This window comes from Bradyrhizobium sp. 186 (genome assembly GCF_023101685.1).
In the GTDB taxonomy this organism is placed as follows: Bacteria; Pseudomonadota; Alphaproteobacteria; order Rhizobiales; family Xanthobacteraceae; genus Bradyrhizobium.
Genome location: NZ_CP082164.1, coordinates 9,856,961 through 9,873,302 on the forward strand (window position 1 = coordinate 9,856,961; position 16,342 = coordinate 9,873,302).

At 65.6% G+C, this 16,342-nt stretch carries 16 protein-coding genes; 13 read left to right on the forward strand and 3 right to left on the reverse strand.

Annotated elements, in window-relative coordinates; all coding sequences use genetic code 11:
• Positions 1 to 301: 301 nt before the first annotated feature.
• The 5 genes from mepA to modC all read left to right on the forward strand — a co-directional run bounded on the left by mepA (position 302) and on the right by modC (position 4,353).
• Entirely contained in the window at positions 302 to 1,246 is a 945-nt protein-coding gene (gene mepA, locus IVB18_RS47115) for a penicillin-insensitive murein endopeptidase (RefSeq protein WP_247986848.1), read from the forward strand.
• Between the two features lie 238 nt (positions 1,247 to 1,484).
• Positions 1,485 to 1,988: a hypothetical protein gene (locus tag IVB18_RS47120; protein ID WP_247986849.1), complete on the forward strand. Its 504-nt coding sequence runs from the start codon at positions 1,485 to 1,487 to the stop codon at positions 1,986 to 1,988.
• 190 nt (positions 1,989 to 2,178) lie between these two features.
• Entirely contained in the window at positions 2,179 to 2,964 is a 786-nt protein-coding gene (gene modA, locus IVB18_RS47125; RefSeq protein WP_247986850.1) for a molybdate ABC transporter substrate-binding protein, read from the forward strand.
• A 28-nt stretch (positions 2,965 to 2,992) separates the two neighbouring features.
• Positions 2,993 to 3,688, forward strand: a complete 696-nt coding sequence (gene modB / locus IVB18_RS47130) for a molybdate ABC transporter permease subunit (protein ID WP_247986851.1) — start codon at positions 2,993 to 2,995, stop codon at positions 3,686 to 3,688.
• Between the two features lie 2 nt (positions 3,689 to 3,690).
• The gene (modC, locus tag IVB18_RS47135; RefSeq protein WP_247986852.1) at positions 3,691 to 4,353 is read left to right on the forward strand and encodes a molybdenum ABC transporter ATP-binding protein; all 663 of its coding nucleotides are present in this window, start codon (positions 3,691 to 3,693) and stop codon (positions 4,351 to 4,353) included.
• A gap of 203 nt (positions 4,354 to 4,556) precedes the next feature.
• Here modC and IVB18_RS47140 read toward each other — a convergent pair whose 3' ends face one another.
• The gene (locus IVB18_RS47140; protein ID WP_247986853.1) at positions 4,557 to 5,285 is read right to left on the reverse strand and encodes a GntR family transcriptional regulator; all 729 of its coding nucleotides are present in this window, start codon (positions 5,283 to 5,285) and stop codon (positions 4,557 to 4,559) included.
• Between the two features lie 195 nt (positions 5,286 to 5,480).
• Here IVB18_RS47140 and IVB18_RS47145 point away from each other — a divergent pair, with 195 nt between their 5' ends.
• The 5 genes from IVB18_RS47145 to IVB18_RS47165 are packed head-to-tail and all read left to right on the forward strand — an operon-like array spanning position 5,481 to position 10,160.
• Complete coding sequence (locus IVB18_RS47145; protein ID WP_247986854.1) at positions 5,481 to 6,515, forward strand: extracellular solute-binding protein; 1,035 nt, start codon at positions 5,481 to 5,483, stop codon at positions 6,513 to 6,515.
• The gene (locus tag IVB18_RS47150) at positions 6,512 to 7,591 is read left to right on the forward strand and encodes an ABC transporter ATP-binding protein (RefSeq protein WP_247986855.1); all 1,080 of its coding nucleotides are present in this window, start codon (positions 6,512 to 6,514) and stop codon (positions 7,589 to 7,591) included. Before IVB18_RS47145 ends, IVB18_RS47150 begins: the two co-directional genes overlap by 4 nt.
• Positions 7,588 to 8,451, forward strand: coding sequence for an ABC transporter permease (locus IVB18_RS47155; protein WP_247986856.1), 864 nt, complete (start codon positions 7,588 to 7,590; stop codon positions 8,449 to 8,451). Before IVB18_RS47150 ends, IVB18_RS47155 begins: the two co-directional genes overlap by 4 nt.
• Positions 8,451 to 9,248, forward strand: coding sequence for an ABC transporter permease (locus IVB18_RS47160; RefSeq protein WP_247986857.1), 798 nt, complete (start codon positions 8,451 to 8,453; stop codon positions 9,246 to 9,248). Before IVB18_RS47155 ends, IVB18_RS47160 begins: the two co-directional genes overlap by 1 nt.
• Positions 9,249 to 9,251: 3 nt before the next feature.
• Entirely contained in the window at positions 9,252 to 10,160 is a 909-nt protein-coding gene (locus tag IVB18_RS47165; protein WP_247986858.1) for a polysaccharide deacetylase family protein, read from the forward strand.
• A 188-nt stretch (positions 10,161 to 10,348) separates the two neighbouring features.
• Here the strand turns inward: IVB18_RS47165 and IVB18_RS47170 are convergent, their stop codons facing one another.
• On the reverse strand, positions 10,349 to 12,142 hold the full coding sequence (locus IVB18_RS47170) for a potassium/proton antiporter (RefSeq protein WP_247986859.1): 1,794 nt from the start codon (positions 12,140 to 12,142) through the stop codon (positions 10,349 to 10,351).
• A gap of 213 nt (positions 12,143 to 12,355) precedes the next feature.
• Between IVB18_RS47170 and IVB18_RS47175 the strand changes: the two genes are divergently transcribed.
• Together IVB18_RS47175 and map are read left to right on the forward strand one after the other, a co-directional pair.
• Positions 12,356 to 13,672: a mechanosensitive ion channel domain-containing protein gene (locus IVB18_RS47175; RefSeq protein ID WP_247986860.1), complete on the forward strand. Its 1,317-nt coding sequence runs from the start codon at positions 12,356 to 12,358 to the stop codon at positions 13,670 to 13,672.
• Positions 13,673 to 13,794: 122 nt separating this feature from the next.
• Positions 13,795 to 14,613 carry a type I methionyl aminopeptidase gene (gene map, locus IVB18_RS47180; RefSeq protein WP_247986861.1) on the forward strand — a complete coding sequence of 273 codons (819 nt, stop codon included), beginning with the start codon at positions 13,795 to 13,797 and terminating at the stop codon, positions 14,611 to 14,613.
• A 14-nt stretch (positions 14,614 to 14,627) separates the two neighbouring features.
• Here map and IVB18_RS47185 read toward each other — a convergent pair whose 3' ends face one another.
• Positions 14,628 to 15,224 carry an Ada metal-binding domain-containing protein gene (locus tag IVB18_RS47185; protein ID WP_247986862.1) on the reverse strand — a complete coding sequence of 199 codons (597 nt, stop codon included), beginning with the start codon at positions 15,222 to 15,224 and terminating at the stop codon, positions 14,628 to 14,630.
• A 131-nt stretch (positions 15,225 to 15,355) separates the two neighbouring features.
• On the opposite strand from IVB18_RS47185, the gene IVB18_RS47190 reads away from it, so the two are divergent.
• On the forward strand, positions 15,356 to 16,297 hold the full coding sequence (locus IVB18_RS47190) for an EamA family transporter (RefSeq protein WP_247986863.1): 942 nt from the start codon (positions 15,356 to 15,358) through the stop codon (positions 16,295 to 16,297).
• The last annotated feature ends 45 nt before the right edge of the window (positions 16,298 to 16,342 follow it).

Genomic DNA, 16,342 nt, shown 5'->3' on the forward strand with positions numbered 1-16,342 from the left:
TGAATCCCGTCCCACGCACGAATATTGGTCAATGCAGGACAGGGTTATCGCGCCGTTAAAGATCGGGCTGGCCAGCGCAAAAAACCACGACCTTCGGACAGCTAGTTGGAGATATGGATCGTCGTGTTGCGCGCGCCCTCGCGCTGGACCAGCGCGACGCCGGCATCATGCAAAATCCCGCCAGCACGAGGGCCGCCGTGACGACCCGCATCGCGGCGGGGTTGCCGCCGGCCGCAAGCCTAATTCTTAACAAAGCCTAATTCTTAACCCTGACGCGGCGTTGGGCTATAAGGATGCCAGCATGAGTCCCCGCCGCATCATCCCTCTCCTGCTTTTCATGACACTCCTGACCGCCGGCGCCGCGCTGGCCCAGGACAAGGGCAGCGTCAATCCAAAAGCGCTGCCGCCGCTCGCCAACCCGAACGACCCCAAGATCGGCGCCAAGGAACTGTTCGCGCGAAAACTGTTGCCGTCGAAGGGGCCGGTCCATGTCATCGGCTCCTACGTCAAGGGCTGCATCGGTGGCGCGGAGCCGATGCCGCTGAACGGCGACAATTGGCAGGTGATGCGGCTATCGCGCAATCGCAACTATGGTCATCCCGAGATGATCGCGCTGATCAAGCGGCTCGCGGCCAAGGCGCGCAAGGACGCCGGCTGGCCGGGCATCCTGGTCGGCGACATCGCTCAGCCGCGTGGCGGGCCTGCACTATCCGGCCACGCCAGCCACCAGATCGGTCTCGACGCCGACATCTGGCTGACGCCGATGCCGGACCATCGCCTCTCGCGCGAGGAGCGCGAGGATATGTCGGCAGTGATGATGGTGCGGCAGGACCGGCTCGACATCGATCCGAAAGTGTTCACGCCAAGCCATGTGCTGGTGCTGCGCGACGCCGCGCAGGAGCCGGCCGTGCAGCGCATCTTCGTCAATGCCGCAATCAAGAAGGCGCTGTGCCGCGAGGCCAAGGGCGACCGCTCGTGGCTGTCGAAGATACGGCCGTGGTGGGGTCACGACTATCATTTCCACATCCGCATGCGCTGCCCGCCGGGCGCCGGCGAATGCGAGGGCCAGCCGTCGCAATCCGAGGACGAAGGCTGCAAGGACTCCGATCTCGCCTATTGGTTCAGTGACGACGTGCTGCACCCGAAACCGCCGCCGGAGCCGCCAAAGCCGAAACCGCCGATGACGCTGGCGCAGATGCCGGCCGCCTGCAAGGTCGTGCTGCACGCAGCGGATGCGAAGCCGTAGCGTATGGGGCGGGCACACCGACATCCACACGCCGCCGTCGTCCCGGACAAGCGGAGAGATCGTGCTGTTGGCTTGTCCGGGATGAGGACCTGGATAGCTGGTTCGCGCCATTCGAATGCGCTAGGATCGGCTTGCCGCTGGGCCGTAAGCAGGCGGCGCGTCGGGATGCGCATCCCGTTCTTCAACAAGCCTGACAGCAAGCCCCGTGTCGTTCGCGTGGCCAATGATGAGAATCGACATGCGCGTCCTCACTTTCCTCGCCGCGCTTTCGCTCGGCGCAACCTCCGCTCTTGCCACCGAAGAACCGAGCGGCTGCGACAAGTTCAAATGGCTGATCGAGCGCGAGCGCGCTGCGCTGACCGCGCCGGACCGTGCGAAGGTCGCATCGGGGAGCGAACAGGCGGCTTTGCCGTCGTCAGCCATCACGCTCGGACTGGTCGCGCCCGCCGATGCGAAGCTGCCGACGCCGCCGGAGCGCGCGCCGAAGGACGGCAGCTTTGCCGGCTTCACCAGCATCAAGACCGCGAAGGCCGGGCTCTACACGATCAGCCTGTCCACCGGGGCCTGGGTCGACGTGGTCCAGGACGGGCATTTCCTCAAGCCGGTGGCCTTCAGCGGCGCGACCGATTGCGACGGCATCCGCAAGACCATGAAATACGAGCTTTCGGCGCACCCCTTCGTGATCCAGGTCAGCGGCGCCAAGGACAACTCGCTCTCGATTGCGATCCTTCCAGCGCAATAGGCCCGTTTGGCAAACGGTCGCCCTTTGACCTGAGGCTCCGGCCTGCTATCTTCGCGTGTCGCGATATCCCTGCCGGCCGTAAGCCGCTGCCGGGCCCCGTGGAACAGCGCTTCCGCCCGTCGCACCTGACCCACCCAACGCCAGATTTGCGCGTGCACCAGCGCGCGCGGGCTCGCACGGAGCGCACTCCATGTTTCGTATTGCCGGACTTTTCACCGCTTTCGTGATCCTCGCGAGCGCGAGCCTCTCGCCTGCCGCCGCCGAGGACAAGACCATCACCGTGTTTGCCGCCGCCTCGATGAAGAACGCGCTCGACGACATCGACGCCGCTTACACCGCCAAGACCGGCGTCAAGTTCAGCGTCAGCTATGCGGCGAGCTCGGTGCTGGCCAGACAGATCGAGCAGGGCGCGCCGGCCGACGTGTTCGTCTCTGCCGACACCGACTGGATGGACTACGCCATCTCCAAGAAGACCATCAACGAGCCGACCCGCGTCAATTTGCTCGGCAACAGCATCGTGCTGATCGCGCCGAAAGATTCAGAGATAGACAACGTCACGATCGCACAAGGTTTCGATCTCGCCAAGCTCGCAGGCGACGGCAAGATCGCGACCGGCGATGTGAAGTCCGTGCCAGCAGGCAAATATGCCAAGGCCGCGCTGGAAAAGCTCGGCGCCTGGCAGGCCGCGGAGCCTAAATTCGCCATGGCCGAGAGCGTGCGCGCCGCGCTGACGCTGGTGGCACGTGGCGAGGCCAACCTCGGAATCGTCTATTCCACCGATGCCAAGGTCGAGCCCGGCGTCAAGATCGTCGGCACCTTCCCGGCGGATTCACATCCCGCGATCATCTATCCGGTAGCGGCGACAACGACCGCGAAGGGCGAGACCAACGACTATCTCGCCTTCCTGCGCTCCACCGCGGCCAAGACCATCTTCGAAAAATACGGCTTCAAGTTCCTGATCAGCCCGACTACTTGAGGTTTTTCGACGTGATGCTTGCCGCTTGATGTCCGAGATTTCGCCCGCCGAATGGACGGCGATCCTGCTCTCGCTCAGGGTTGCCGTCGTCGCGACGCTGGTGGCGACGCCATTCGGTATTGCTCTGGCGTGGCTACTCGCGCGGCGTGATTTCTGGGGCAAGTCATTTCTCGACGCGGTGGTGCATTTGCCGCTGGTGCTGCCACCGGTCGTCACCGGCTATCTCCTGCTCCTCACCTTCGGCCGCCGCGGCCTCGTCGGCGGTTTCCTGGCTGACTCTCTCGGCATCGTCTTCGCCTTCCGCTGGACTGGTGCTGCGCTCGCCTGTGGCCTGATGTCGTTCCCGCTGCTGGTACGCCCGATGCGGCTGTCGATCGAGGCGATCGATCGCCGGCTCGAACAGGCGGCGGAGACGCTCGGCGCCGCGCCCTGGAAAGTGTTCTTCACGGTGACGCTGCCGCTGGCACTGCCCGGCGTGCTCGCCGGCATGGTGCTCGGATTCGCCAAGGCGATCGGCGAGTTCGGTGCGACCATCACCTTCGTTTCAAATATTCCCGGCGAGACCCAGACGATTTCCTCGGCGATCTATTCGCTGATCCAGACGCCTGACGGTGATGCAGCAGCGGGCCGGCTTGTGATCGTCTCGATCATCCTGGCGCTGGGCGCGCTGATCGCCGCCGAGTGGTTCGCCCGCCGCGCCACCGCACGGCTGCACGGGAACTGACGATGCTGCGTGTCGACGTCGAAAAGCAGCTTGGCGAATTCTCGCTCGCCGCGTCCTTCAGCAGCGAGGGCCGCGTCATCGGCCTGTTCGGCGCGTCGGGTGCCGGCAAGAGCTCGCTGGTCAACATGATCGCGGGACTGCTGCGTCCCGATCGCGGCACCATCGTGATCGACGGCGAGACCGTCGACGACACCGCGGCCGGCATCCACGTTCCGACCTGGCGCCGCCGCATCGGCTACGTGTTCCAGGATGCGCGGCTGTTTCCGCATCTCAACGTCGCGCAGAATCTCGACTACGGCCGGCGGATGAACAGCCTCGCCTCCGATCCGGCGCAGCACAAGCGCGTCGTCGACCTGCTCGACATCGGCGCCCTGCTCGACCGCCGCCCCGGAAAGCTCTCCGGCGGCGAGCGCCAGCGCGTCGCGCTCGGCCGCGCGCTGCTGTCGAAGCCACGCCTGCTGCTGCTCGACGAGCCGCTCGGCGCGCTGGACGAAGGCCGCAAGCTCGAGATCCTGCCCTATCTGGTGCGGCTGCGCGACGAAGCCAACGTGCCGATGGTCTATGTCAGCCACGATGTCGCCGAGCTGCGCCAGCTCGCCACGCAGATCGTGATGCTGAAGCAGGGCCGGGTGACGTCGTTCGGCGGGGTGAAGGTGCTGACGTGAGGGGGTGCGGCTCGGGCTTAAGGGAAGGCCTGATCACCCACCAATGTCGTCCCGGCGAAGGCCGGGACCCATACCGCGTGATCTATCGGGGACGGGCGGTATGCGTACCGGCGAAAAGAGCTAACTGCTAGCCGTCGCCAAACTTCTCCCTATGGTTATGGATCCCGGCCTTCGCCGGGACGACGTTGGGGAGGCATTGTGCCTCACCGCGCCTTCCGTCGCTTCGGCTTCATCGCCCCGAACACGCTCGTCAAATCCTCAGCTGCCGGCACCACGTCGTCCAGATGCAGACGGCTCTCGACGTGGATGAAATGCTCGCGCGACACCGCAATCGCGCGGGCGACGTCGCGGGCGCGCAGGGCTTCGACGATGGCGCCGTGCTCGTCGACGGCGCAGATCGAATCGGTCGCGGGCTCGTAGACCGAGACCATCACCGAGGACCGGCTGAGCAGGTCGCCGAGGAAACGCGAAAGCTCGGCATTGCCGAGTGCCTCGACGAGATAGACGTGGAACGCGCCCGACAGGCGCACCGAAGCGGCACGGTCACCGCGCGTTGCGGCTGCGCGCTCCTCGGCAAGATGCGCCGTCAGACGATCGATCAAGGCATCGTCGACATGGCGCACGAGCTGGGTCAGCACGCCGGCCTCGAGCACACGATGGGCCTCGTAGACGCTGCGGACGTCGTCGAGCGTCGGACGCGGCACGCGGGCGCCGCGGTTGGGGATCATCTCCAGCCGCCGTTCCGCCCCGAGCCGATGCAAGACTTTGCGGATGCGCTCGCGCGACACGCCGAAAATCTCGGCGAGCGGAGGCTCGGCAAGCTTCGTGCCCGCCTTCAGCTTGCCCTCCAGCAGCGCGTGCAGGATGGCCTGATAGACCGCCTCATCCTCCGCCGGATTGGCCTTGCCGTTTCGCCTGCGCTGCGTCGCCATGGGCGTTAGCTAGGCCCAAAGGATGCGCAGAGTCACCTCCAAAAAATGTGCACATTTGTCGCGCCGGCGCCCAGGCGCCAATCATGCTCGCCTCATCACATTGATATTGTTGTATATTTCCAAAATGTGCACATTTGGCATGGCGTTTGCTGCATCTCCGTTGCAAGCTTTACGCACAACAAACGGGACATGCCCATGCACACCCCCTCCCGACGCAGTGTTTTGAAATCCGGCGCGGCGCTTGCCGCGATCATTGCCGCCCCAGTGCGGCTGCGCGCCGCGCCCAAGGAGATCGTCATCGGCGGCCCCGCGGGCGCCGCGAAATATTTCAACGCCGATCTGTTTCCGGTGCTGGAGAAGAAGCTCGACTGCAAGGTGCTCTACGAAGGCACCAACTCGCTGACCAATCTGCAGAAGATGCAGGCCGACAAGGCCGCACCGAAAATCTCCGTGGTCATCATGGACGATCCGGTGATGCTGCCGGCCGCCGCCGATGGCCTGATCACCAAGATGTCGGCGTCGTCGATCGCCAACCTCGGGAAGCTGGTCGACGGCTCGGTGCATCAGGACGGCCTGTGGGCGAACTACCAGCGGCCGTGGGCCGGCATTGCCTATTCGACCAAGCGCATGAAGACGGCGCCCGCCAAATGGTCCGAGCTGTGGGATGCGAAATATGCCTCCAAGGTGATCGTGCCGTCGCTGTCAAACACCGAGGGTTTCTGGACGCTGCTCGCGGCAGCGCATCTCGAAACCGGCAAGCCCTACAAGGAAGCGCAGTACGAGATCGAGGCGGCCTTCAAAAAGGTGAAGGAGCTGAAGCCGAACCTCCTCAACGTCTATACCAACGCGCCGCAGGCCATCAATCTGATGGAGCAGGGCGAGGCCTGGATGATCGGCGGACAGTTTTCGGCCTACACGCTGATCCGCAAGGCCGACGGCTCGCCGGTCGATCTCGCGGTGCCGCAGGATGGCGGCTTCGCCATGCCGTCCGGAATTGCCAAGGTGAACGGCGCGCCGGCCGGCGACCTCGCCGACGCCGCGATCGATTTCTTCCTGAGCCCGGAAGCGCAGACCATCCTCGCCGACAAGGCTTTTGTCGCGCCAACCAACAAGGGCACGCCGACGCCCGCAGGCTTTCCGGACCCCGCATCGCTGTTCGCGCCCGACTGGGCCTTCGTTGCGAAAAACCGCGCGGGCTGGGTCGACCGCTGGAGCAAGGAGATGGCATGAGCGAGGCCGCGCCGCATCTCGTCGTCCGCAGCGTCTCCAAAAAATTCGGACCGACCACGGTTCTGGACCACATCGACCTGACCATCCGCCGCGGCGAGCTGGTCACGCTGCTCGGCCCCTCCGGCTGCGGCAAGACGACGTTGCTGCGCGCCATCGCGGGGCTCGCGCAGCCCGACACCGGCAAGGTCGAGCTCGCCGGGCGCGACATCACCAACGTGCCGCCGCACCGGCGCAATGTCGGCGTCGTGTTCCAGAGCTACGCGCTGTTCCCGCATCTCACGGTCGCCGGCAACGTCGCGTTCGGGCTGAAGGTGCGCGGCGTGGCGAAGCGGGACATCGACATCGCGGTCGAACGTGCGCTGTCGCTGGTCAAGCTCGGCCATCTCGGCGGTCGGCGCATCTCGGCGCTGTCCGGCGGCCAACAGCAGCGCGTAGCGCTGGCGCGCGCGATCGCGGTCGAGCCCGACGTGCTGTTGTTCGACGAAGCGCTCTCGGCGCTGGATCGCAAGCTGCGCGAGGAGATGCAGGTCGAGCTGCGCCGCCTGCTCCAGGACGTGAAGGCGACCGCGATCTTCGTGACGCACGACCAGGACGAGGCGCTGACCATGTCCGACCGCGTCGCGGTCATGAACAGGGGCCGGATCGAGCAGCTCGCCGAGCCGCGCGAGCTGTATCTGCGACCCGCGAGCCTGTTCGCGCTCAACTTCGTCGGGCTGTCGACGCGGATTTCCGGCACCGTGCTCGCGGCTGATAACGGCAAGGTCGATGTCGAGACCAAGGTCGGCCGCTTGTCGGCGCTCGGCAATTTCCAGGCGGGCTCCCCCGTCATCGTTGCGGCGCGCCCCGAGCAGCTGCGCCTCGGCGACCGGAACGATGCGAATTCGGCGGCCGGGCGCGTCCGCTCCATCGTGTTCCAGGGCTCGCGCACGCTAGTCGAGGTCGATGCCGGTGCGGGCGAGAGCCTGCTCGCTGAACTCTCCGGGCGCGACGGCGCGATCCCGCGCGTGCATGACGAGATCCGCCTGAGCTGGCCGGTTGCCGAGACCTTTGCGTTTCCGATGGAGGCGCAGGCATGACCGAGGCGACACTTCCTGCGCCCGTGGCGGCGCCCGCGGTCGATCGCGAGCGGTTGACCGCGATCGGTTTCGTGCTGCCGTCTTTCCTCATCATCGCCGGTGTATTTGCGCTGCCGCTGGTGCTGCTGCTCGGCGTCAGCATCGTCGATGCCAACGGCTTGACCTTTGCGCATTACAGACGCCTGCTTGGCACGCCCTATTATCTCGGCGTGATCTGGAATTCGCTGCGACTGGGATTGCTGACCACGCTGATCGCCTTCCTGATCAGCTACCCTGCCGCCTTTGCGCTGGCTCGGGCCCGCGGCGCCCTGCGCTCGCTGTTGCTCGCGACGCTATTCCTGCCGCTCGCCGCCAGCGTCATCGTGAAAGCCTTCGCCTGGACGATCCTGCTGCGCAGCGACGGCATCGTCAACGAGACGCTGATCGCGCTCGGCATCATCGAAGACCCGATCCGGATGATCTTTACCGAGACCGCGCTGATCGTCGGCGCCGTCAACATCTTCCTGCCCTTCATGATCCTGCCGATCTACGCGATCGTCGCCCAGCTTGATTCCCGCTACGCCGAAGCTGCTGCGACGCTCGGCGCCTCGCCGGTCGTGACGTTCTTTCGCGTGATCCTGCCGCTCACGCTGCCCGGGATCATCGCCGGCGTGGCGCTGGTATTCTCGCTGTCGGTCTCCGCCTATGTCGTGCCGACGCTCCTGATCGGCGAAAGATATCCGACGCTCGCGACCGCGATCGCAAAGGCCTATCTGCTGGCGCGCGAGCCCGGCTTCGGCGCCGCGGCCGGCGTCGTGCTGCTGGCGATCGCGATTGCCGTCGTCGCACTGAGCGCGCGGCTGTCGCGGGAGCCGAAGTGATGATTCGGGCCGCAATCGCCGTCTGCTGGGTGATGGCCATCGCGCTGGCCCTGTTCCTACTCGCGCCGCTGCTGGTGATCGCAGCCGCAAGCTTCTCGCCGACACCGGTGTTCGACCTGCCGCTCACGGGCGCAACGACGCGATGGTACGGCAAGATCGGCCGGCTCGACGGCTTCTGGCCGTCGTTGTCGCTGTCGCTTCAGATCGCGCTGCTGTCGACCGCAATCTCGCTGGTCTGCGGCACGCTCGCCGCGATCGCGATTGCGCGCGGAAAGCTGCCGGGGGCGGGCATCTTTGCGACCGCGCTGGTCTCGCCGCTGATGATGCCGGGCCTCGTGCTCGGCATTGCGCTGTTGCAGGGCTTTCGCGCGGTCGGGTTCACCGCGCCCTCTGCGACGCTGCTGGTCGCGCATCTCGTCATCACGCTGCCTTACGTCGCGCGCACGATGATCGCGGGGCTCGCGCGCTTCGACTTCACTTTGATCGAGGCGGCCCGCACGCTCGGCTGCACCTATCCCGGTAGCGTGCTGCGGGTGATGGTGCCGGCGCTGGCGCCGTCGTTCCTGATCGCCGGCATCTTCTCGTTCCTGGCCTCGTTCGACAATTATCCGGTGTCGATCTTCCTCGCCGACGTCCGCACCAAGACGCTGCCGATCCGGATGCTGCAATATATCGAGGAGGCACCCGACCCGACGCTCGCCGCACTCTCCACCCTCATCCTCGCCGGCACGGTGATCCTGCTGTTCGTCAGCGACCGTGTCGTCGGCCTGCACCGCATGGCCGGAACCTTGGACTGATCCATGAGCAACCAAACCAAGTCTCTCTCGCATCGCGACCTCGCCGGCTACCACGGCGAGCCGCCGAATCCACGCTGGCCGAACGGCGCGCGCGTCGCGGTGTCGCTGGTGGTGAATTTCGAGGAGGGTTCCGAGTTCTCAGTCAACGACGGCGACGCGGGCAATGAGGCGATCTATGAGGTCGTCCACCAGCTCGAAGGGCCGGACTCCTGCATCGACAGCCATTTCGAATACGGCACGCGTGCCGCGTGGTGGCGCATCATGGACCTGTTCGACGCACACGGCGTCAAGGTGACGGTGAGCTCCTGCGGCCGCGCGGTCGAGCGGTCTCCAGAGCTCGCGCGCGATGCCATCGCGCGAGGACATGAGGTCTCGGCGCATGGCTGGCGCTGGCAGAGCCACGCCGATATGGATGAGGCGAGCGAGCGCGAGGTGATCGCCAGGACGGTGGCGGCGATCGCGCGCGCCACCGGGCAGCGCCCGGTCGGCTGGCACACGCGCTCGGCGACGTCGCCGAATACGCGGCGGCTGCTGGTCGAGGACGGCGGCTTCCTCTACGACAGCGACGCCTATAACGACGACCTGCCCTACTACAAGGAGGTCGCGGGAAAGCACCATTTGGTGCTGCCCTACGCCTTCGACACCAACGACATGCAGTACTACAACGCCTCGCGGTTCAACGGCGCCGACTTCGCCGACTATGTCATCGACGCCTTCGAATGGCTCAAGCGCGAGGGCGAGACCGCGCCGAAGATGATGTCGGTGGGGCTGCATCTGAGAATGATCGGCCGCCCCGGCCGGATCGGCGCGCTGGACCGGATTTTGTCCCACATCACCGGCAGCGGCGCAGCGTGGATCGCGCCGCGCGCGGCGATTGCGCGGCATTGGCGGGAGGCGGTGCCGGCGGGGTAAGGCTTCTCGCTGGCGTTCGCCGAGCGGTCTTCACCACATAGAAGGTGTCATGCCCCGGCTTGACCGGGGCATCCAGTACGCCGCAGCTTCTCGGCTCTATCATCGCTGCCTCTGGAATACTGGATCACCCGCTTTCGCGGGTGATGACAGCGAGGTTGTGGTCGCGGCTCGCAAATAACGCGCGAGCCCTAAACCCCCGCCACCGACGTCCACAACTCCGCCAGCTTGCGCCGCAGCGCCTGCGCGCGTGTCAATGGCGCGGGCGTTTCGTCGTCTTCCGGCAGACGCAGGCCGACGACGTTGACGCGGCCGCCGGAGATGCTTCGCGCGACAAGCACGATCGAATCCAGTGCAAGCTCGGCGCCCTCTTTCGGCGCGCGGTCGAGATGGACGTCGAAATAGTCGGCGAGCGTCAGCTTTTCCTCGTCCTCGCCGACGTTCACGCCGTAGATCTCGGCAAGCTCGGCGAGCGTATGCTCGGCGGAGACCATGAAGTCGCCGAGCAGATGCGGATCTGGCGCCGAGCTCGGCTGCATGTCGACGAAGAAGCGATCGAGCGACCCCGCCTTTTCCGGCGGGGCCAGCAGATAGATGTAGTCGCCGGGCGCGATCGGGTCGGCTTCCATGGGCGTCAGGATGTTCTCGTTGCGGATCACCAGGGTCGGCTTGGACCAGGACGGGATCAGGCCGCGGCGGAAATACAGGCTCTTGGGCCGCACCGGATAGCCGACGAGCTGCTGCTCGAGCTGGCCGGGCAGATCCAATTCGACGCGGCGCGGGCCGCGCTCGGCGCGCGGCAGCGCCACGTGCAGCTTGCGTGCGGCAGGCGCCAGCGTCCAGCCTTGCAGTAGCAGCGAGATGATGACGACGACGAAGGCGACGTCGAAATAGAGATAGGCCTTCGACAGGCCGACCAGCATCGGGATCGACGCCAGGAAGATCGCGACCGCGCCGCGCAGGCCGGTCCAGGCGATGAAGATCTTTTCACGCCAGTTGAACCGGAACGGCGCCAGGCACACGAACACCGCAATCGGCCGCGCGACCAGCATCAGGACGAATGCAACCCCGACCGCGGGCAGCACGCTGGCGCCGAGCCGGCTCGGCGAGACCAGCAGGCCGAGCAGCACGAACATCACGATCTGCGCCAGCCAGGTCGCCGCATCCAGGAAGGCCACCACCGAATTATGCGCGCGCGTCGGCCGGTTGCCGATGATGATGCCGGCAAGATAGACCGCGAGAAAGCCGGAGGCGTGCATGATCTGCGAGCCGCCGAAAATGACGAGCGCCGCGGTGGTGACGAAGGGGGCATGCAGGCCCTGCGGCAGCGCCACCTGGTTGAGCGCGATGACGACCAGACGCCCGCCGATCACGCCGACGATGGCGCCCAGCACCGCCTCCTGGAAGAACTCCATCAGCACATGCCCGGCCGTGCCCGATCCGAGCGAGATGTATTCGACCAGCATCAAGGTGAGGAAAATCGCGAAGGGGTCGTTGGTGCCGGATTCCACTTCCAGCGTCGCGCCGACGCGCGGCCGCAGGCGCAGGCCCTGGGTATGCACCAGCAGGAACACTGCGGCGGCGTCAGTCGAGGCCACCACGGCGCCGACCAGCAGCGACTCCGTCCAGTTGAGGTCGAGTGCATATTTCGCGAACGGCGCCGTGATCAGCGCGGTCAGGAGCACACCGACGGTCGCGAGCACCATGGAGGGCGCAAGCACGGCTCGGATGCTGGCAAAGCGCGTCCGCAGGCCGCCGTCGAACAGGATCAGCGCGAGCGCCACCGAGCCGACCAGATAGGTGGTGCGGACGTCGTCGAACTGGAGCTGCCCAGGACCGGAATCGCCGGCCAGCATACCGATCGCGAGGAAGACGAGCAGCAAGGGCGCGCCGAAGCGCAACGCAAGCAGGCTCGACAGGATACCGGCCATCACCAGGACGGCGCCGAGCAATATGGCGAGGCTGACAGTGTCGAGAGAGGCCATCCACCTTCCGGGTACGAATTCGCTGGAATGGCATCCTTATCGTCGGCACACTCCCGCGCCAACCCATTTTCTCCCGCTCGCGGCAATCTGCCCGTATTTTGCGACTTTAACTCGCATCACATGCCGGTGTATCGATGGCCGGGCCGCTCCCTTTGTGGGATTCTGCGGCTCCCTCGAATCAAATCTTCCCGCCTGATTGCCGACGAGACCCCGATGGACATGGACCTCAAAGACTTCATGGAGTTCGTGCAGACGACCGCGCGCAGCGTCGGCGCGGAGATCTCCTCGCCCTGGTTCTACCTGCAATTTGGTCTCATCCTGACCGCGGCCGGCATCGCCTATGCCGCGGAAGCTGCCATTCGCAACCGCGTCGACATGACGTCGCTGGCGATGCGCTGGCCGCTGCCGCTCCGGCACTTCGTCCGCGTGATGGTCTCGAGCGCCTCGACCGCGGTGTTCACCCTGCTCGTGATCGTGTTCCGCATCGTGTTGTATCATTCGACGTGGCCGAGCCGCAGCTATCTGCTGATGGTCGCCGCCAAGCTGGGCCTGGCCTGGCTCGCGATCCGGCTGCTGACCTCGGTGCTGCGCAACGCCTTCATCGTCAAGCTGGTGTCGATCGCGGCGTGGTTCGTCGCCGCACTGTCCATCATCGGCCAGCTCGGTGCGACGGTGGATATGCTCGATTCCTTCGCCATCGTGCTCGGCGGCTTGCGGCTGACGCCGCTCCTGGTGATCAAGGCGGGCGCGCTCCTGATTATTGCGCTCTGGCTTACCAACATTGCGAGCAATTTCGCCGAGGGCAAGATCAACTCAACGACCGACCTGACCCCGTCGGTGCAGGTGCTGCTGGTCAAGATCATCCGCATCGGGCTGCTTGCGGTCGCGATCGTGATCGCGCTCGGCACGGTCGGTATCGACCTCTCGGCGCTCGCGGTGTTCTCCGGCGCGGTCGGCGTCGGCATCGGTATCGGCCTCCAGAAGATCGTGGCCAATTTCATCTCGGGCATCATCCTGCTCGCCGACAAATCGGTGAAGCCCGGCGACCTCGTCACCATCGGCGACAATACCGGACGCATCAGCGCGATGAAGACGCGCTATATTTCGGTCGCCGCCGGCGACGGCCGCGAATTCCTGGTGCCGAACGAGGATCTGGTGACACAGAAGGTGGTCAACTGGACCTATACCGACAAGAACACGTTGGTGAAAATCGCCTTCGGCACCAATTACGACGCCGACCCGCGGCTGGTCTGCAAGCTCGCAGCGGAGACCGCCGCCGCCCATCCCCGCGCGCAAAAGGGCAAGCCGCCGAACAGCATCCTGACGGAGTTCGCGGAGGCCGGGATGAAGTTCTCGCTGACCTTCTGGATCGCCGACCCGGACGGCATGGACAACGTCAAGAGCGACGTGATGCTGGCGCTGTGGGACGCCTTCAAGCGCGAGGGCATCCGGGTTCCCTATCCCGTCCGCGAAATCCGCATCCGCGGCGGCGCCCTGCCGGTCGAAACCACCGTAGAAGTCCCGAATTGAGCCCGCCTTCGGGCGCATGGCAGGCTTTGGCTTGCATGAAGGCCCGCGATCATTAAATTAGGGCCCGAAATCAAGCCTTTCCGCCGACATCGAGATCGGCCCGAACCCGTAAAGACCGTATGATGAGCTACGTCGAAGCCTCCGATACCTCCCTGCGCAAGACCGGACAGATCAAGCTGCACGGGCCGAGCGCATTTGCCGGCATGCGCAAGGCGGGGGCGCTGGTGTCGAAATGCCTCGACGAGCTCACCGACATCGTCGGACCTGGCGTGCCGACCGAGCGCATCGACGAATTCGTCCGCGACTTCGCCTTCAGCCATGGCGCCTATCCGGCGACGCTGATGTATCGCGGCTATCGCTACTCGACCTGCACCTCGCTCAACCACGTGGTCTGCCACGGCATGCCCGGCGACCGCCCGCTCAAGGAAGGCGACATCGTCAACATCGACGTCACCTTCATCGTCGACGGCTGGTACGGCGATTCCAGCCGGATGTACGCGGTCGGCCCGCTCGCGCGCAAGGCCGAGCGGCTGATCGAGGTGACGTATGAAGCCATGATGCGCGGCATCGCGGCCGTGAAGCCCGGCGCCACCACCGGCGACATCGGCCACGCCATCCAGAGCTTCGTCGAGCCGCAGGGCATGAGCGTGGTGCGTGATTTCTGCGGCCATGGCCTTGGGCGCATGTTCCACGACGAGCCGAACATCATCCATATCGGCCGGCCCGGCGAAGGCGTGCAGCTCAAGCCCGGCATGTTCTTCACCATCGAGCCGATGATCAATCTCGGCAAGCCGCATGTGAAGATTCTCTCCGACGGTTGGACCGCGGTCACACGCGACCGCTCGCTGTCGGCGCAGTTCGAGCACTCGGTCGGCGTGACCGCGACTGGCGTGGAGATATTTACGCTGTCGGAGCGGCACGGCGAGAAGCAGGTGGGTTGATCTCGCCGCGACACCTATCGTGAACGGCGGAATGACGAGGGCGGCCGTTTGTAGGTCGCGGCAAAGGCATCGTTGAAACGGCGCACGCTGCCAAATCCTGCCGCAAAGGCGATCTCCGCCAAGGTCATATCGGTCCCATCGATCAAGCGCTTGGCTTCCTGCACGCGCCGCGTCGCTGCAATCTCGCTCGGGCTCGCTCCGGCATGGCGCATGAACAAACGAAGCAGGTGGCGCGGCCCGACCCCAAGGGCTTCTGCGAGTTCCGTCGTGGACGCGCCATTCAGAAAACCGTCGTTGATCAGGCGCATCCCGCGCGCCACGGTGGTGGCGGTTCCCATCCAGGCTGGTGACCCCGGCGCAGTTTCCGGCCGGCAACGCAGGCATGGGCGAAAGCCGGCCCGCTCTGCGGCGGCAGCGGTTGGATAGAAGGTGACATTCTCCGAGCGCGCGGGGCGAACCGGACAGACCGGCCGGCAGTAGATGCGTGTCGAGCGAACCCCGGAAAAGAACAGCCCGTCGAAAGCGCGGGCGCGTGCCAACCGCGCCCGGTCGCAGGTCTCCCAGTCGAGATGTGGTGGCAACGTTTGCCGCTGCGCCAAAGCCTTCGCCATGGCGGAATCATAGTTTCAAGGCAGCCCACCGAGTAGCTGAAATCGGACTTGATCGGGCGATGAGGTCCGAATTCGGCCAGCCTGCGTCGTCGCTCCGGATCATGTTGCCGATTGATCGCGGAGCAAATCGCATGAGCACACAGGCACCACAGGCAACGTCAGAGCGAACCACCCTCCCCCTGGAGATCGGGCTCTTGTTGCTGCTCTCTCTGATCTGGGGCAGTTCGTTCACGCTGATCAAGGTGGCGATTGCTACGATTCCGCCATTCACGATGGTTGCAGCGCGTGTCGCGATCGCCGCAGTTCTGCTGGCTCTCATCGCCGCCGCGCAGGGACATTCCCTTCCCCGACGAGGACGGATATGGGCCGCCTTCCTCGTGCAAGGGCTGCTGCAAAGCGCGCTGCCCTTCACCTTGATCAGTTGGGGCGAGATGCATATCGCGAGCGGGCTCGCCGGTGTGCTCAATGCTACCCCGCCGATGTTCGTGCTTGCGATCGCGATGATGACCGGGCGCGGGCGGCAGACGATCAGCGGCCTGAGGATCGTCGGCGTCGGTCTCGGGCTCGCTGGCGTGGCCGTGACGATGGGCATCGATGCGCTTTCTGGGATCGGCGCGGCGGAGCCGCTGCCGCAAGCGGCCGTGCTTGGCGCAAGCCTCTGCTACGCGGTCGCGCCGATGTGGGGACAGCGGTTCTCGAACCTTCCCGCGATCGTCACGGCGGCCGGGGCCATGAGCTGCGCCGCGATCCTGATGCTCCCCACGGCCGCCGTCCTCGAGCGGCCCTGGACGCTCGCGCCGACGGCGCAGGCGATCACGGCGGTCCTCGGTCTCGCGGTCGTCTGTACCGCGCTTGCGATGGTGATCTATTTCCGGCTGATCCACACACTCGGCCCACTCGGCACGACAAGCGGTAGCTATTTGCGCGCGGGGTTTGCGGTGGCGCTCGGCACAGCGCTGCTGGGCGAGCGCTTCACCTGGTCCATTCTCACCGGAATGTCGCTCATTCTCGTCGGCGTGGTTGCCGTCACCTGGCCCCAGTCGGCGCGAAACGACGCGAAACCTGCGGTCTGATTGTCGCCATCTTCAGCGCCTGATCTTGCCATCCTGTTCGCCGAT

What these genes read in the sequence shown, in the direction of transcription:
- mepA (WP_247986848.1), top strand. Translation starts at nt 302, where the DNA reads ATGAGTCCCCGCCGCATCATCCCTCTCCTGCTTTTCATGACACTCCTG.
- IVB18_RS47120 (WP_247986849.1), top strand. Translation starts at nt 1,485, where the DNA reads ATGCGCGTCCTCACTTTCCTCGCCGCGCTTTCGCTCGGCGCAACCTCC.
- modA (WP_247986850.1), top strand. Translation starts at nt 2,179, where the DNA reads ATGTTTCGTATTGCCGGACTTTTCACCGCTTTCGTGATCCTCGCGAGC.
- modB (WP_247986851.1), top strand. Translation starts at nt 2,993, where the DNA reads ATGTCCGAGATTTCGCCCGCCGAATGGACGGCGATCCTGCTCTCGCTC.
- modC (WP_247986852.1), top strand. Translation starts at nt 3,691, where the DNA reads ATGCTGCGTGTCGACGTCGAAAAGCAGCTTGGCGAATTCTCGCTCGCC.
- IVB18_RS47140 (WP_247986853.1), bottom strand. Translation starts at nt 5,285, where the DNA reads ATGGCGACGCAGCGCAGGCGAAACGGCAAGGCCAATCCGGCGGAGGAT.
- IVB18_RS47145 (WP_247986854.1), top strand. Translation starts at nt 5,481, where the DNA reads ATGCACACCCCCTCCCGACGCAGTGTTTTGAAATCCGGCGCGGCGCTT.
- IVB18_RS47150 (WP_247986855.1), top strand. Translation starts at nt 6,512, where the DNA reads ATGAGCGAGGCCGCGCCGCATCTCGTCGTCCGCAGCGTCTCCAAAAAA.
- IVB18_RS47155 (WP_247986856.1), top strand. Translation starts at nt 7,588, where the DNA reads ATGACCGAGGCGACACTTCCTGCGCCCGTGGCGGCGCCCGCGGTCGAT.
- IVB18_RS47160 (WP_247986857.1), top strand. Translation starts at nt 8,451, where the DNA reads ATGATTCGGGCCGCAATCGCCGTCTGCTGGGTGATGGCCATCGCGCTG.
- IVB18_RS47165 (WP_247986858.1), top strand. Translation starts at nt 9,252, where the DNA reads ATGAGCAACCAAACCAAGTCTCTCTCGCATCGCGACCTCGCCGGCTAC.
- IVB18_RS47170 (WP_247986859.1), bottom strand. Translation starts at nt 12,142, where the DNA reads ATGGCCTCTCTCGACACTGTCAGCCTCGCCATATTGCTCGGCGCCGTC.
- IVB18_RS47175 (WP_247986860.1), top strand. Translation starts at nt 12,356, where the DNA reads ATGGACATGGACCTCAAAGACTTCATGGAGTTCGTGCAGACGACCGCG.
- map (WP_247986861.1), top strand. Translation starts at nt 13,795, where the DNA reads ATGAGCTACGTCGAAGCCTCCGATACCTCCCTGCGCAAGACCGGACAG.
- IVB18_RS47185 (WP_247986862.1), bottom strand. Translation starts at nt 15,224, where the DNA reads ATGGCGAAGGCTTTGGCGCAGCGGCAAACGTTGCCACCACATCTCGAC.
- IVB18_RS47190 (WP_247986863.1), top strand. Translation starts at nt 15,356, where the DNA reads ATGAGCACACAGGCACCACAGGCAACGTCAGAGCGAACCACCCTCCCC.